At 72.7% G+C, this 14,669-nt stretch carries 12 protein-coding genes and 1 pseudogene; 7 read left to right on the forward strand and 6 right to left on the reverse strand.

Annotated features, from left to right (window positions below):
- Positions 1-485: 485 nt before the first annotated feature.
- Positions 486-920, forward strand: a pseudogene (locus AB0389_RS24275) (YdcF family protein); the annotation flags it as partial.
- A gap of 70 nt (positions 921-990) precedes the next feature.
- Positions 991-2,196 carry an NAD(P)/FAD-dependent oxidoreductase gene (locus AB0389_RS24280; protein WP_366397571.1) on the forward strand — a complete coding sequence of 402 codons (1,206 nt, stop codon included), beginning with the start codon at positions 991-993 and terminating at the stop codon, positions 2,194-2,196.
- On the opposite strand, the gene AB0389_RS24285 is transcribed toward AB0389_RS24280, so the two are convergent.
- From AB0389_RS24285 to AB0389_RS24295, 3 genes are read right to left on the reverse strand one after another with little or no spacing between them, the layout of a single operon-like run.
- Positions 2,180-3,265 (reverse strand): terpene synthase family protein, encoded by a 1,086-nt coding sequence (locus tag AB0389_RS24285; RefSeq protein WP_366397572.1) that lies wholly within the window; start codon positions 3,263-3,265, stop codon positions 2,180-2,182. The two genes, AB0389_RS24280 and AB0389_RS24285, sit on opposite strands and share 17 nt — an antisense overlap.
- Complete coding sequence (locus AB0389_RS24290) at positions 3,246-4,667, reverse strand: cytochrome P450 (protein ID WP_366397573.1); 1,422 nt, start codon at positions 4,665-4,667, stop codon at positions 3,246-3,248. The genes AB0389_RS24285 and AB0389_RS24290 overlap by 20 nt, the downstream gene beginning before the upstream one ends.
- A 52-nt stretch (positions 4,668-4,719) precedes the next feature.
- Positions 4,720-6,084: an MFS transporter gene (locus AB0389_RS24295; protein WP_366397574.1), complete on the reverse strand. Its 1,365-nt coding sequence runs from the start codon at positions 6,082-6,084 to the stop codon at positions 4,720-4,722.
- A 60-nt stretch (positions 6,085-6,144) separates the two neighbouring features.
- Between AB0389_RS24295 and AB0389_RS24300 the strand changes: the two genes are divergently transcribed.
- From AB0389_RS24300 to AB0389_RS24310, 3 genes are all read left to right on the forward strand, one after another.
- Positions 6,145-7,218, forward strand: a complete 1,074-nt coding sequence (locus AB0389_RS24300; protein WP_366397575.1) for a helix-turn-helix domain-containing protein — start codon at positions 6,145-6,147, stop codon at positions 7,216-7,218.
- 43 nt (positions 7,219-7,261) lie between these two features.
- On the forward strand, positions 7,262-8,968 hold the full coding sequence (locus AB0389_RS24305) for a M48 family metallopeptidase (RefSeq protein ID WP_366397576.1): 1,707 nt from the start codon (positions 7,262-7,264) through the stop codon (positions 8,966-8,968).
- Between the two features lie 160 nt (positions 8,969-9,128).
- Positions 9,129-10,262 (forward strand): hypothetical protein, encoded by a 1,134-nt coding sequence (locus AB0389_RS24310; RefSeq protein WP_366397577.1) that lies wholly within the window; start codon positions 9,129-9,131, stop codon positions 10,260-10,262.
- A gap of 47 nt (positions 10,263-10,309) precedes the next feature.
- On the opposite strand, the gene AB0389_RS24315 is transcribed toward AB0389_RS24310, so the two are convergent.
- The 3 genes from AB0389_RS24315 to AB0389_RS24325 all read right to left on the reverse strand — a co-directional run bounded on the left by AB0389_RS24315 (position 10,310) and on the right by AB0389_RS24325 (position 12,425).
- Positions 10,310-10,855, reverse strand: coding sequence for an ATP-binding protein (locus tag AB0389_RS24315; RefSeq protein WP_366397578.1), 546 nt, complete (start codon positions 10,853-10,855; stop codon positions 10,310-10,312).
- 582 nt (positions 10,856-11,437) lie between these two features.
- On the reverse strand, positions 11,438-11,950 hold the full coding sequence (locus AB0389_RS24320; RefSeq protein ID WP_366397579.1) for an EF-hand domain-containing protein: 513 nt from the start codon (positions 11,948-11,950) through the stop codon (positions 11,438-11,440).
- A 94-nt stretch (positions 11,951-12,044) separates the two neighbouring features.
- Positions 12,045-12,425 (reverse strand): STAS domain-containing protein, encoded by a 381-nt coding sequence (locus AB0389_RS24325; protein WP_366397580.1) that lies wholly within the window; start codon positions 12,423-12,425, stop codon positions 12,045-12,047.
- A gap of 293 nt (positions 12,426-12,718) precedes the next feature.
- Between AB0389_RS24325 and AB0389_RS24330 the strand changes: the two genes are divergently transcribed.
- On the forward strand, positions 12,719-13,324 hold the full coding sequence (locus AB0389_RS24330) for a sigma-70 family RNA polymerase sigma factor (protein WP_366397581.1): 606 nt from the start codon (positions 12,719-12,721) through the stop codon (positions 13,322-13,324).
- Entirely contained in the window at positions 13,321-14,613 is a 1,293-nt protein-coding gene (locus AB0389_RS24335; protein WP_366397582.1) for a maleylpyruvate isomerase N-terminal domain-containing protein, read from the forward strand. Before AB0389_RS24330 ends, AB0389_RS24335 begins: the two co-directional genes overlap by 4 nt.
- Positions 14,614-14,669: the final 56 nt, after the last annotated feature.

The raw sequence follows: 14,669 nt of genomic DNA on the forward strand, positions 1-14,669 counted from the left end.
CGCCCCCGGGCGCCGGGAAATCCCAGCGCCGACCCGAGGATCAGGCGGACCAGGAGCCGGCCCCGGCGCGCGACAACACGACTACCCTTCACGACCCGCCCATACATTCCGCCTGCTGCCGAACCGCCCGGACGAAGCCCGTCACGCTCGTCCGGAAGCCGGTATGTCCCGTGCGACGCGCGTGATCGAGGGACCACGCCTCGCTCCCGTCGACCGCATCCACCGGCCGCGCCACCTGGCGGCACGTCGTGCACGCGACGTGATGAACGACCGGACCCGCGTACGGGTCGTCCGTCAGCGACCAAGCCCAGGCCGCGGCCCGCGGAATCACCCGCACCACACCCCCGGCGGGCAGACGCAACGGCCACCCCCGGGCGAACCAAAAATCGACCGCGAGACCGCCCGTCACATACTGATCCGTACAGACCTCGGTCACCTCGCGCCACCGTTCACGGACGTACACCCAGTCCCCCACATGCACCTGCCTCGGCGTGCCCGCCGGTGCCGTACTCGTGGAGACCCGCGCCCGCAACACCGGCGAGAACATCCGCTTCTCCCGGGCCGTCCTCGACGACGCAGGGGTCGACGTGGCGTCGGTGCTGCTGGTCAGCAAGCCGTACGAGGAGCGCCGCGCCTACGCCACGGCGTGCGCGCTGTGGCCCGGGGTCGCGTTCGTGAGCGCGTCGGCGGCGGTGGAGTTCGGCGCGTACACCGGCTCCATCGGGGACGCGCGGCTGGTGATCGACATGCTCGTCGGCGCGTTGCAGCGGCTGCTGGTCTACCCGGAGCAGGGCTTCATGACCCGGCAGGACGTGCCCGACGACGTCATGGCGGCGTACGAACGGCTCTGCCGCGACGGCTTCACCAGCCGGCTCGCACCGAACGCGCGCCACAACCCCCCGCCACGCGGCACGGCGTGATCGATTCGCAACCGATTCCCGGCGTGAACGAGACCCGTCAATTGTGAAGATACGACTACGCTCAGCTCACATGTGTGCCGATTTCGACCTCACCCACGACCGTCCCGTGTACGTCATCGGCGGCGGCCCAGGTGGGCTCGCGGTAGCCGCCGTACTTCGGCAACAGGGCGTGCGGGCCGTCGTACTGGAGAAGGCCGACGCCGTCGGCGCGTCCTGGCGCGGGCACTACGCGCGGCTGCGGCTGCACACCACGCGCGCGAAGTCCGGGCTGCCGGGGCTCGGGATACCGCGCGCCTTCGGCCGGTGGGTGGCGCGTGCCAACGTCGTCAGGTACCTGGAGAAGTACGCCGAGCACCACGGCCTGGAGGTCGTCACCGGCGTCGAGGTCACCCGGATCGACCGCGCCCCCGACGGCACCGGATGGCTGCTGCACGCGACCGGCGGCCGGGAGCTGAGCGGGCGCGCGGTCGTCGTCGCGACCGGCTTCAACCACACGCCGAAGCTGCCGGACTGGCCCGGCCGCGAGACGTACGAGACCTCCGGCGGCACGCTGCTGCACGCGAGCGGCTACCGCGACGCGGGTCCGTACGCGGGCAAGGACGTGCTGGTCGTCGGCGTCGGCAACACCGGCGCCGAGATAGCCGTCGACCTGGTCGAGGGCGGCGCCGCGCACGTCCGGCTCGCCGTCAGGACCGTGCCCCACATCGTGCGCCGCTCCACCCTGGGCTGGCCGGCGCAGGCCACCGGCATCCTGGTCCGCCGGCTGCCGGCCCGGCTCGTCGACCGCGTGGCCGCGCTCCAGGCCCGCGTCGCGATCCCCGACCTCGCGGCGTACGGCCTGCCGCGCGCGGACACCGGCCTGTACACCCGGGTCCGCGAGGGCGCGATCCCGGTGCAGGACGTGGGCCTGATCAAGGCCGTACGGAAGGGACGGGTCGAGCCGGTGGCGGCGGTCGAGTCCTTCGAGGGGAACACGGTCGTCCTGGCCGACGGCTCCCGCATCACCCCCGAGGTGGTCATCGCGGCGACCGGCTACCACCGCGCGCTGGAGGGTCTGGTGGGCCACCTGAAGGTCCTGGACCCCCGGGGCCGCCCGACCGTCCACGGCGCCCGCGCCCCCAAACACGCCCCCGGCCTCTACTTCACCGGCTTCACCAACCCGATCAGCGGCATGCTCCGCGAACTCGCCATCGACGCGCGCCGCATAGGCAAGGCGGTGGCCCGCGAGAAGCGCGCACGGATCCGGGCCGAGGCCCGTCTCACCGGCAAGCGCTGAGCCGTAGGCCCGCCCGCCGGGCGGTGGTGGGGTCGAACGTGTTGGTGCGGACGTGCAGCGGCGGGCCGGTCGGCATAGGTGCGACCGGCTCGTACCGGGTGGCGAGGAAGTGGGAGTTGGCCATACCGGGCTGGTAGTGCCGGGCTTCGGCCAGCCACCAGGCCAGCTCCGGGGCGACGCCCCCGGCGCCCCCCGCGCCCCCGCTGCCCCCGTCGCCCCCCGCGGCAAAGGTGGCGATGAGGTCCTTGACGATCGCACCATGGCGATCGAGAAGTTGCCCGGCGGCGTCGGCATAGGTGATGTCCTGTTCACGCACCAGCGCCGCGACGATGTTGGGAAGGCCGTCGGCGCGGTCCTTGCCGATGCTGACCAGGTCGTTGCAGCACATGTACAGCTCGCACGTGGCCCGGTAGACGCTCTCGACAGTCGGACTGGCACGTTGGGCGGGCGTGAGTTCACGGGCGTGCGCGTATTCCAGCAGGTCCAGCCACGGGTACATGCCGGAGTTGACGGTACGCAGCGCCCAGTAGTCCTCGCTGCGGGGCCACTGCCCCCCGTGGCGGGTGAGGGCCGGTCGGCCAGGGGTCCGGTACCAGTCGGCCATGCTGCTGCCGATCCGCTCCAGCCATCGCGGGCTCATACCGTCGTCGCGGAAGGTGTCACCCAGGTCGCGCCAGCACCGCAGAAAGCGGTCGTCGGGCAGGCCGTCGGGGGCGGGCAGGCCGCGGATCGCGTCGCTCACCCGCCGCGGGTAGTCCGCCGGGACACCGGTGTGCTCGATCTGGTCGTCGTGGATGGCCCACATCAGCAGGAATTTCGCGCACGTGCCCTGCCGTTCGGCGAGCCCGTTCGGAAACGAATAGCAGCCGTAGACCGCTGGGCGGACCATGGAGAGGCTCCACTTGGCACGTTCGGCGTCGGTCCGGGCCAGGCCCATCGCGTCGCGCCACTCCATGGCCTGCTGATCGGCCGCGCCGATGACGGCCTCGTCCGGCGGCGCGGTCCACTCCGGCGGGAACCACAGAGTGATCGCCCGGACCGTACGGTCGTCACCTGTCGGTGTGGTCAAGGTGGGCCGCTCCCTTCGGTGTTCCGGGGATTCCGGCCGGTGGTGCCGACGCCACCAGCCGCACGCGCAGTGCCTTCGGGCTCAGCACCAGTGAGGTACGCCAGGCGGGTGGGCGCTGGGTCAGCGGCAGCACGGTCCACGACCGCAGCAGCGTGGCCAGCGCGATCGCCGATTCCGTCAGGCCGAAGGTGTCGCCGATGCATTTACGGGCTCCCCCGCCGAAGGGCACGAAGGTGCCGCGCAATGCCGCGGGGTTGAGGTCGTTCCAGCGATCCGGGTCGAACCGGTGGGGATCGGGAAACACCGACGGGTGCCGGCACTGAAGGTACGGGCTGTAGGCGACGGTGGCGCCCTTGGCCAGCGGGTGTCCGCCGAGCGTCGTATCGGTCGTCACCTCACGCGTGAGCAGCCACGTCGGCGGTTGCAGCCGTAACGCCTCATGCAACACCCGTCCTGTGTAGCGGAGTTGCTTCACATCCTCGGTGGTGGGCACGCGGTCACCGAGGACGTCGTCGATCTCGGCGCGCACCCGGTCCTGGATATCGGGGTTACGGGCAAGCTCGTCCAGGGTCCACGACATGAGGCCGGCGCTTGTCTCCACGGCGGCGAAGTACATGGTGACCAGTTCGTCGATGATCTCCTGCTCGCCCAAGCGGCTGCCGTCCTCGTCGCGGGCGCCCAGCAGAACCGCGGCGACGTCGTCGGCCTTGGTCTCAGCACCGGGGCCGGTACCGGCCCCCTTCTCGGTCTCGGTCTCGGTCTCGGCCCGGCGTATCGCGTCCAGGATCGTGGCGTGGAACCGGGCGCGCGCCCGGTCGAACGCCCGGCCTCCGGCGATGCCCCGCAACGCCGGAGGGGCGACCATCCGCCGCAGCCAGCCGCTGGTCACCGTGGAGATGTCGTCGTAGACCTGATCCAGTTGCTGGGCCGTGAGCCGCGAGGCGAACAGCGCGGCGATCGACATCCGGCCGATCAGGGTGTGCATCTCAGCGGGTACGTCAAGGATCTGCCCGCTGCGCCAGCCGCTGACGGTCGCCGTCGCCCGCTCGGCCATCAGCTCGGCATAGCGGGGGAACCGTGAGTGGTGGAAGACGGGCTGCACCAGCCGGCGGGCACGGCGGTGCCGCGCGTGGGTGCAGGTGACCAGATCGTCGCCGAACACGGTACGGACCTGGTCGTACACCGCACCGCCCTTGTCGAACACGTTGTCGTGGGTCAGTACGTGGTGCACCAGTTCGGGGGAGCAGACGACGTGGACGCGGGTGGAGCCGAGACGGAGTTCCACCACGTCTCCGAGAGCGGGCAGCGAGTCCAGCAGCGGCCACGGCCGGACCAGCCGGGCGGCGTGCCCGATGAAGGGCAGCGCACCGGGTGCGGTGGCGAAAGTGGCGACGTCGGCCAATGTGTTTCCTCCTGGTTGTCGTCGTCAGGAGTACGCGGAAGTCCGGACGTGGTCAACTTCCGTTCAGAGTTTGGCTTTCGAGCCGCTCGACCGGGTTCTCCGCCCCCGGCCGGCGCCTGATCACCAGGGCCATCAGCGCCGCCGTCGCGCACAGCGCGCCCGAGGCGTACCAGACCACGTCGTACGAGCCGAAGACGTCCCGCGCCAGGCCGCCCGCGAAGGCGACGGCCGCCGCGCCGATCTGGTGCGAGGCGAGGACCCAGCCGAAGACGATCGCGCTGTCGTCCCCGTAGTGCTCCCGGCACAGGGCGATGGTCGGCGGGACCGTGGCGACCCAGTCCAGGCCGTAGAAGACGATGAAGAAGACCATCGGCGGGTGCACGGAAGGCGCCAGCAGCATCGGCAGGAACAGCAGCGAGACCCCGCGCAGCGCGTAGTAGACCGCGAGCAGCCGGCGCGCGTCGAAGCGGTCGGTGAACCAGCCGGACGCGATCGTGCCGATCACATCGAAGACCCCGACCACCGCGAGCAGCGACGCGGCGGCCGTGATCGGCATGCCGTGGTCGTGCGCGGCGGGCACGAAGTGGGTCTTCACCAGGCCGTTCGTGGAGGCGCCGCAGATCGCGAACGTACCGGCCAGCAGCCAGAAGGGCCCGGTACGGGCCGCCCGGACCAGCGCCCCGACCGCCCGCCGCGCGGCACCGGGCACCGGCGGCGGTTTCGGTACGAAGGCGGGCGCGCCGTACGGCGGGAGCCCCACGTCCGCCGGGTGGTCCCGCAGCAGCAGCCAGACGAACGGTACGACCGCGGCGGCGGCCAGCGCCACGGTGACCGCCGCCGGACGCCACCCGTGCCGCTCCACCAGCCAGGACAGCAGCGGCAGAAAGACCAGCTGCCCGGAGGCGCCGGCCGCCGTGAGAATGCCCGTGACGAGTCCGCGCCGGGCCACGAACCAGCGGTTGGTGACGGTCGCGGCGAAGGCGAGCGCCATCGAGCCGCTGCCGAGGCCGACCAGCAGGCCCCAGTAGAGCACCAGTTGCCAGGCGGCCGTCATCCACACCGTGAGCAGGGAGCCCGCCGAGATGACGGTGAGCGCCACGGCGACGACCCGCCGGATCCCGAAGCGGTCCATCAGCGCGGCGGCGAACGGCGCGGTCAGCCCGTACAGCGCGAGGTTGACGGAGACGGCGAACCCGATCGTGCCGCGCGACCAGTCGAACTCGGTGTGCAGCGGCTCGATCAGCAGCCCCGGCAGCGAGGCGAAGGCCGCCGCGCCGATGATCGTCACGAAGGTGACCACGGCGACGGACCACGCCCGGTGGAACCGTGGCGGACGGGCCGGACGGGCCGGACGGGCCGGACGTCGCGGAAGGCGCACGTCGGGTGTCTCACGTATCTGCGTCACGCCGGACAGCATCGGCCGGGCGGCGCCGTCCGCGCGAGTGGCCGGAGGGACATGGTTCGCTACGATCGGGCCATGGCCCGAGACGCCCGAGACGCCCGAGACGCCCAAACCCCCCGCGCCGTCCCCCGGCACCGGCCGCACCGGGTCGTCGTGCTCGCGCTCCCCGGGCTGATCCCGTTCGAACTGGGCATCCCGCAGCGGATCTTCGGCCTGGCCAGGCACCCGGCGCGGGAGCGGCTGTACGAGGTCGTGACCTGCGCGGTCGACGCGCCGGGGCCGGTCCGTACCGACGCCGACTTCTCGATCCTCGTCGAGCACGGCCCGGAGGCGCTGGCCACCGCCGACACCGTCGTCGTCCCCGCGTCGTACGCGCTCGGGCCCGTCTACGAGCAGGGCGTTCTCACCCCCGAGCTGGCCGCCGCCCTCGCCCGTATCCGACCCGGCACCCGGCTCGTCTCGATCTGCACCGGCGGTTACGTCCTGGCCGCGGCGGGCCTCCTCGACGGCCGGCCCGCCACCACGCACTGGTCCTCGGCCGCCCACTTCCAGCGGCTGTTCCCCCGGGTCGGGGTGGACGCGGACGTCCTGTTCATCGACGACGGTGACGTCCTGACCTCGGCCGGGGTCGCCGCCGGGATCGATCTCTGCCTCCATATCGTGCGGCGCGACCACGGCTCGGCCGTCGCCAACGAGGTCGCCCGCCGTACGGTCGTGCCCCCGCACCGGGACGGCGGCCAGGCCCAGTACATCCGGCGCCCGGTGCCCGAGCCCCGGCTGGCGACCACCACCGCCGCCAGGACCTGGGCGCTCGCCCGGCTCCATCAGCCGATCCAGCTGCGCGACATGGCCGAGCAGGAGTCGATGTCCGTCCGGACTTTCACCCGCCGCTTCCGCGAGGAATCCGGTATCAGCCCAGGTCAGTGGCTGGTCCGCCAGCGTGTCGAACGCGCCCGCCAGCTCCTTGAGTCGACGGATCTCCCGGTCGACCGGGTCGCCCGCGACGCCGGCTTCGGCACGGCCCAGTCGATGCGCCAGCACCTCCAGACGGCGCTGGGTGTGCCACCGACGGCGTACCGGCGCGCCTTCCGCGCCAGGACCCCGGGCCGAACCGCGCACACCCCGGATCCGGGCCGGTCAGGCGCCTGATGCATACTCCCTCAGTCTTTTCCGAAGAGGGGGGAAATTTCATATGGGGGCGTCTCTCCGTGCCCTGCGCGCGCTCGCGCTGCTGGCCGGATTCCATCTGCTGGGCCTCGTCGTGCTGGGGGCACTCGCGGGCGCGGACTACGCGTTCTTCCGCTGGGGCCCGGCCTCGGTCGCGGTCAAGCTGACCGTGGTGTCGCTGCTGCTCGCGATACCCGTGGTGCGGGGCATGTTCATGCTGGGCAGCCGGGGCCCGGACGACTATCCGTCCGGACTGCCGGTCGACCCGGACACCGAACCCGAACTCTGGCTAACTGTACGGGAGTTGGCGGACCAGGTTGTCACCAGGGCGCCGGACGCGATCATACTCACCGCCGAGGTGAACGCGGCGGTCACCGAAGAGGCCCGGCTGCTGGGGCTGCTGCCGGGCCGCCGGCTGCTCTTCCTCGGCGTACCGCTGCTCCAGGGCCTCAACCAGGCGCAGTTGCGCTCGGTCATCGCCCACGAGCTGGGCCACTACTCGCACTCCGACACCCGGCTCGGCCCGGCGATCCGCCGTGGGCGCGATCAACTGCTGCGCACCATCGGGGACTTCGAGGAGCGCGCGGACCGTACGCAGGACAAGGAACGGGCCCGCCAGGAGCGCCGCAACGAGAAGCGGCTCGCCAAGGGCCGCGAGGCGCGCGAGATCGACCCGGGCGGCGCGGGCTTCACGTACCGCGTGATGGCCCGGCTCTACACCGCCTACGCGAAGCTCTCCCTGCGCGCCACACTGGCCGACGCCCGGCGCCAGGAGTACGCGGCCGACGCGACGGCCGCCCGGATCGCCGGCCGGGACGCCACCGCGTCGGCGCTGCGCGAGATTCCGGTGCTGGACTCCGCGCACGGCTTCTACCTTCGCTCGTACGCTCTGATGGGCACGGAATCCGGACTGCTCCCGCCGCGCGGCGCGGTGTTCGGCGGCTTCGGGGAGCTGCTCAGCGCCCGCGCGCTGCAACTGCTGCCGCTGCGCGACGAGTTGCCGGACGAGCCGGTCTCCCCGTACGGATCGCACCCGCCGATCGCGGACCGGGTACGGCGGATCGAGGAGCTGCCCACGTCGCCGGAACCGGAGCCGGGACCGGGACCGGGACCGCAACCGTCACCGTCACCGTCACCGTCACCGTCACCCGAAAAGTCCCCCGAGAAGTCCCCGGCCGTCAGGGCTGCCGGCAGCGGCAAGGGCGCCGCCCTGGATCTCCTCACCGACCCCGCCCGCACCCTGGTGGCCCTGGAGGACGCGGTGCTCACCCCCGACGCGCGGGCCATGCGCCGCGCGGCCGACTGGCCTGAGCTGCTGACGGAGTCCTCCCGCGGCCGGCTCGGCGCCCTGGACTCGCCGCTGCACCGGGCGCTGGCCGACTACACCCGTGACCAGCCCACCATGGCGGTGCTGCTCCGGGTGATCGACGACGGCCAGCTGTGGCAGCTCGCCCGCAGACTGCCGCTCTCCGAGACGACGGCCACGGTCACCGGCCGGGCCTTCCAGGAGCTGGTCCGTCCGGCGCTGGTGAACGGCGTCACCGCCATGGTCCTGGCCGAACTGGCCGGCCGGTCCCGGCTGAGCTGGACGTTCTCCTGGTCCGAGGCGGCGGCGGTACGGCTGATGCCCGAGCACGCCGAGCACGATCCGGAGGCCGCGGTCGCGGCGGCGCTGGCCGACCGGCCGGACACCGATCCGCTCAAGCGGCTGCTGCTCGACCCGGCGCGGTGAGTCCGGGCGGGCGGCTGCCACCCACGGCCGCGCCGCGCCGCCGCCCGCCCGCCCGCCCGTACGCGTAGCCGTACTCCCCATCCGTCAGCCGTGCTCGCCATCCGTCAGCCGTCCTCCCCATCCGTAGCTCCGCAGCTCCGCCCACCGAAGGAACCCGCCCATGCTCGTCGCCCTGATCATCCTTCTCTCCCTCGGCTGTCTCTTCCTGCTCGTGAAGCTGCTGGCCCTGGACGTGTACGTGGTGACGTTCGTCCAGGAGTTCCGCAAGCAGATGCGCGGCGAGTCCGACGGATCGGGCCCCGAACTGTCCGCGGAGAGCGCGGAGCTGGGGTTCCTGCCGCCCGAGCGGCAGAACACCGAGTACTCCGCGCCCCTGCCCGCCGGGCTGACCGGCGCCCAGCACGCCCTGGAGACCGGCGACTGGCGGCCGGTGGCCGACCTGCTCGCCGCCACACGGAGCGCCACCGCGACGGCGACCGGCCCCGACTGGGAGCACCGCAGCATGTACGTCGGCCATCTCGGCGGCCTGGCCGCCAAGGACGACGGCTGGCTGGCCGACTGGGAGGCGGAGCGCCCCGACGACCCGGACGCCGCGGTGGTACGGGCCCGGTCCACGGTCGATCTCGCGTGGGACATCCGGGGCGCGCAACGGGCCAAGTACACCAGCGGCGAGCAGTTCGCGGGGTTCCACCGGGTGCTGGAGCGGTCCGTCGCGGAGTGCGCGAGAGCGGCCGAACTGGCGCCGGACGACCCGACCCCGTACATCGTGGAGATCTGGACCGGGCTCGGGCTCGGCTATCCGCACGCCCGGCTGGACCGGCTCTGGAAGGAGCTCGTCCAGCGGGCGCCGCACCACTACGAGGCGCACTTCTCGGCGCTCCAGTACTGGTGCGCGAAGTGGCGCGGTTCGGAGGAGCTGGCCCGCGACTTCGCGGCGCGGGCGGCGGCCGACGCGCCGCTGGGCAGTCTGCTGCGGATCCTCCCGCTGATCGTCCTCTTCGAGCACCGCGAGGAGGTCGAGGGCTACGTGACGGAGAACACCGACGAGGCACGCGCCCTGGTGGACGCCGCCCTGACCGACGCGGCGGCGGCCGATCCTGACCATCCCCGGCTCGCCGAGGTCCGGCACCTGCTGGCGTACTACCTGTGCGTACAGGACCGGGACGAGGCGGCCGTGGAGCTGTTCCGCCAGGTGGACGGGTACGTCGGCGCCCTGCCCTGGCGCTACCGCAACGACGGCGCCGAGGAGTTCTGCCGCCTGCGCGACCTGAGCGTGGCGGCCGTACTCGGCTGAGCCGGACCGCGGTTCAGCAGGGCCCGCGGTTCAGCAGGCCCCGCGGTTCACCAGGGGTAGACGGTGTAGGACGGCTCGAAGGGAGCCGGCTCGCGCGGCACCGGCTCGCGGGGCGCCGGGGTCAACGACGCCGGGGCCGTCAGCGTCGCCGGGGCCGTCGGCGCCTTCTGCGGCGCGTCGTCCGGCTCCTTCGCGGTGCGGTCGATCTCGCACCAGATGCGCTTGCCCGCGCCCTCCGGCTGCCAGCCCCACCGGTCGGCGAGACAGTCGACCAGCTCCAGGCCGCGCCCGTTGGTGTCGTCCCCCTCCGCGTGACGCGGGCGCGGGGGGACCGCGCTGGCGTCCGCCACCTCGACGCGTACGGTGTCGGCCTCGGCCGGGCCCGCGCCGAAGAGCATCCGCAGCACGGCCGGACAGCCCGTGTGCACCACGGCGTTGGTGACCAGCTCGGAGATGAGCAGGATCAGCGCCTCCGCCACCGGCTCATCGCCGTCCATTCCCGAACCGACGAGCCGCGACCGCGCCCATCTACGGGCCCGCCCCACCTCCGCGGGATCGGGTCCTACCTCCAACTGCATCTGAAGCACCTGCACCGCTCACACCATCCGAACCGGCGGACACATCGCCTCGCGCCTCGACAAGGTCCTCAACAGGATCACTGAACGTGATGTACCTGCGACACAGCATGGTTGACATACAGTCACCGCAACAAGCGCTTCGGGCATATTCCAGCGCGAAGGAGTACGCGTAGTGCATACTGTGCGACGCACATCGCGGCGAGTCGAACGCGGGCGCGCACGGCGCACTTCGAGCGCGCGAGCGGCGCACATGCCCGCTCCCGGCGCCGCCGCACCGCCGGCACCGCGACCGCCGCGCCCCTCAGGGGCCTGCCTTGGCTCTCGCACCCAACGGAGCGTACCGGAGCCCGGCGCGACTCCGGCCTGTGACGGACCGCCGTAAGGACACAACCCGGTATCGACCTCAACTCCCCGGCCCGATACGCACAGTGACGCATTGCAGGGTTAGGGCCAGAGCTTTGGCAACGGTGCCGATGAGCGGCTTTCCGGGACGACTCGGACGCCCCGGACGACACGCGAGCCCCGGACGTTCCGGAAACCCCGGGCGTTCCGGAAACCTCGGATGTTCCGGAAACCCCGGGCGCCCCGGCGGTCCCGTCAGGGCTCGGGCGTCACGTAATACCCGGCGAAGCCGGTGAGGATGTCCGCCTCCCGGATCCTGCCGTCGCCGTCCGCGTCCAGCTCCCGGGCCACCCGCTCCGCCGCCGCCCGGTCCACGCCGAGCACCCGCAGCGCCCGCTCGACCGCGGCCGGGGTCACCCCGCCACCGTCCTCGTCGGCCACGGCGATCGCGGCGTGCAGGAACGGGCGGGCGATCTCGGCGAACCGCGCGGGGCTGTCCCGCAGGCGCTTCACCGCGCCCGTCACGAACTCCTGCCTGCTGACCCGCTGATCGCCGTCCACGTCCGCGATGCCGGCCATGCCCTGCCAGAACGCCTCCGCCCCGCTGTACAGCGCCTGTCCCTTGTCGGAGCGGGCGGCCGTACCGAACTCCGCCAGCAGCGCCGCCGCCGCCCCGCTGAAGTCCTCACGGTCGATGGAGCCACTGCCGTCCTGGTCGAATGCCGCGAACCGGGAGGCGATCTTGGCCTCGTACTCTGCGCTGTCCATGCCCGGAGCGTACGACGACAGCGGACGGCATGCGTCCGGTTGTAGGTTCCCGGTGAAGCAAGGGTCGTCCCAAGAAGCGCGCGGACCGGGCGGACTACGCGGACAGCGACTGCGACGACCCGTCCACGGCCGACCGGACATCGGGATAGACCTCGAAGAGCCGGCGCACACCGAGCGCCGCCAGTACGCGGTTGACATGCGACCCGGCACCGGCCTCCGCACCGCGCGCGGGCAGTACGAGCCGCAGCCGCCCCCGGCAGGAGTGCAGCAGCCGGCGCGCGGCGATCAGCACTCCGACGCCACTGGAGTCGCAGAAGAACACCCGGGAGAGATCGAGCACCACATCCCGCCGCCCCTCGGCGACGGCGTCGTGCACCCCCTGCCGGACCTCAGGAGACGTCAGCAGGTCCAGCTCACCGGTGACACACAGCACGGTCCACCCGGCCTGCTCGGACTCCTCCACCTTGAGCGTCACGTGCCTGGACCTTTCCTCGGGCCCGGTTCCGGGCTGATCCGGAATCCGTCCTTCCCTCTGCCGCGACTGCCCCGCACCACTCCCGCGAAACGTACCCCCCTGGATACCCACCTTCGCCGTCCCCTACCCTGCCGGACGGCCCCGGGGGCGCACTTGCCTCAAAGGAGCGTGCGTTGTCGGCGCCGCCGACTACATTCGGGTAACGGTGGGCCCGGACACGACGGTGTCGCGCGGCTGAGCAGGGGCGGATCGCACAGCGGAACAGAGCGCGGAAGAACAGAGCAGGGGGTCGTATGGCGAAGGACAGTCCTCCCCGCTGGGACCGCAGGATGCAGCAGCGGATGGCCCGGGGCGAGGCGGCGGCGCTCGGCGAGCTGTACGACAGGTACGCGCCCCTGGTGCACAGCCTGGCCCACCGGGTGCTGGACGACGACGAGGCGGCCGGCCGGATCACCCGCGAAGTTTTCGGCCATCTCTGGGAACACCCGGACACGTACGACCCCAAGCAGGGCTCGATCCGCTCCTGGGTGGCGAACGTCACACAGGAGCTGGCCGTGGCACAGCTCCGGCGGACCGAGGCGGCGGCGTACGAGGCGAGCGGCGAGACCTCGCGCGAGAAGCTGGCCGCGCTGGAGGAGAAGATACGCCGGGTCGCGGCAGCCGCCCGCGCGGATTACATCGTCAGGTCCATGCCACCGCCGCTCTGGGACGCGCTGGAGCTGGCGTACTTCCAGCGCAGGGACTACCGCCAGGCCGCCGCGGACCTCGGCGTCACCGAGGACGAGGCCAGGCGCCGGCTGCGGCTCGGCCTCCAGCTGCTCTCGACGGCCAACACCCGGGCCGGCGAGGACTTCCCGCGCGACGGCACCTCGCCGCCCGGCCACGGACGCGCGCGATGACCGGCCCACTGGACGGCGGCCACCACGACGGCCGGGATCCTGACGAGCCCGCGGTCTACTCGCGCATACCGAGCCCACGCCCGGCCACGGAGAACCACGCGCACCTCACGAACCTCGCGCCCCAACTGCCACAAGAACCGGTGCCGGTGCCGGCCCCCGCGACGGATCCCGCGACCCCCGCGGAGAAACCGCCCCACACCGTGCTCAGCTCGCTCCTCGGCGCCTGGGCGCTCTCGGCCTGCTCCGCCGAGGAGACCACCCTCGTCGAGGACCACCTCACCGAGTGCGCGCCCTGCGCCGAGGAGGCGCTCCGGCTGCGCGACGCCGTGGGGCTCCTCCACACCGAACAGAGCCTGGACCTCGACCCGTTGCTGCGCTCGCGCGTCCTGGAGAGCTGTCTCGGCGTCCGCCCGGCCCGGATACCGGTGCCGGACTGGGCAGCGCCGTACGACGCCGAGTCCGCGCGGCTCGACGCGCTGCTGCGCGACATCCGCGACACGGAGTGGCACGCGCCCGTCAAGCTCAAGTGGTTCGAGGAGGAACGGGCCACCTCCCGCCGGACGACGGTCGCCGGTGTCATCGCCCATCTCCTGTCCGTGGACGGTCTGGTCTCCGCCGCCCTCGGGCTCGACGACCCGCTCGGCCCCGGCGCCGCGACCGACCCCACCGCCCGTACGGAGACCTTCTGGCACGAGGGCGGCGCGCACCCGCCGCCCACCCGGGCCCTTCACGAACCCTGGCGCGAGCAGAGCCACACCCTCATCCGTACGGTCTCCTTCGCCGGCCGGGGCGTCGCCGAGCTGTCCGTCTCGTACGGGGAGTTCGCGCTGCCCCTGCGGGACGCGCTGCTCGACCGCGCCTTCGAGTGCTGGGTGCACGGCGCGGACATCGCGGAGGCCGTGGACTACCCGTACGACCCGCCCTGCGGCGCCCATCTGCGCGAGATGGTCGACCTGTCGGCCCGGCTGCTGCCCGCGGCGCTCGCCCTGCGCCGCCGCAGCGGGCTCGCGGGCCCGGCGAAGGACCTGGTGGCGGCGGGCGCGCCCGGCCGGTCCCTGCATCTGGAGGTCGAGGGCCCCGGCGGCGGTGACTGGTACATCGCGCTGGACTCCCCGGCCGCGCTCGCCGTGCCCGAACGGGCCGTCGGCTCGGTGGCGCTGGACGCCGTCGAGTTCTGCCAGCTCGTGGCGGGCCACGTACCGCCGGAGGACGCGGCGGCCGGGCAGGAGGGCGACCGGGAGGCGATCAGGGACGTGCTGTTCGCGGCGGCGGCACTGAGCCGCCTCTGACCGCCGCCGCGTTACGGGGCTGGGTCCGCGATACGGACCGCCGCCGCGTTACCGGG

The organism is Streptomyces sp. NPDC093109 (assembly GCF_040701725.1).
In the GTDB taxonomy this organism is placed as follows: Bacteria; Actinomycetota; Actinomycetes; order Streptomycetales; family Streptomycetaceae; genus Streptomyces.

What these genes read in the sequence shown, in the direction of transcription:
- AB0389_RS24300 (WP_366397575.1), top strand. Translation starts at nt 6,145, where the DNA reads ATGGCCCGAGACGCCCGAGACGCCCGAGACGCCCAAACCCCCCGCGCC.
- AB0389_RS24320 (WP_366397579.1), bottom strand. Translation starts at nt 11,950, where the DNA reads ATGGACAGCGCAGAGTACGAGGCCAAGATCGCCTCCCGGTTCGCGGCA.
- AB0389_RS24295 (WP_366397574.1), bottom strand. Translation starts at nt 6,084, where the DNA reads ATGCTGTCCGGCGTGACGCAGATACGTGAGACACCCGACGTGCGCCTT.
- AB0389_RS24335 (WP_366397582.1), top strand. Translation starts at nt 13,321, where the DNA reads ATGACCGGCCCACTGGACGGCGGCCACCACGACGGCCGGGATCCTGAC.
- AB0389_RS24280 (WP_366397571.1), top strand. Translation starts at nt 991, where the DNA reads ATGTGTGCCGATTTCGACCTCACCCACGACCGTCCCGTGTACGTCATC.
- AB0389_RS24330 (WP_366397581.1), top strand. Translation starts at nt 12,719, where the DNA reads ATGGCGAAGGACAGTCCTCCCCGCTGGGACCGCAGGATGCAGCAGCGG.
- AB0389_RS24305 (WP_366397576.1), top strand. Translation starts at nt 7,262, where the DNA reads ATGGGGGCGTCTCTCCGTGCCCTGCGCGCGCTCGCGCTGCTGGCCGGA.
- AB0389_RS24310 (WP_366397577.1), top strand. Translation starts at nt 9,129, where the DNA reads ATGCTCGTCGCCCTGATCATCCTTCTCTCCCTCGGCTGTCTCTTCCTG.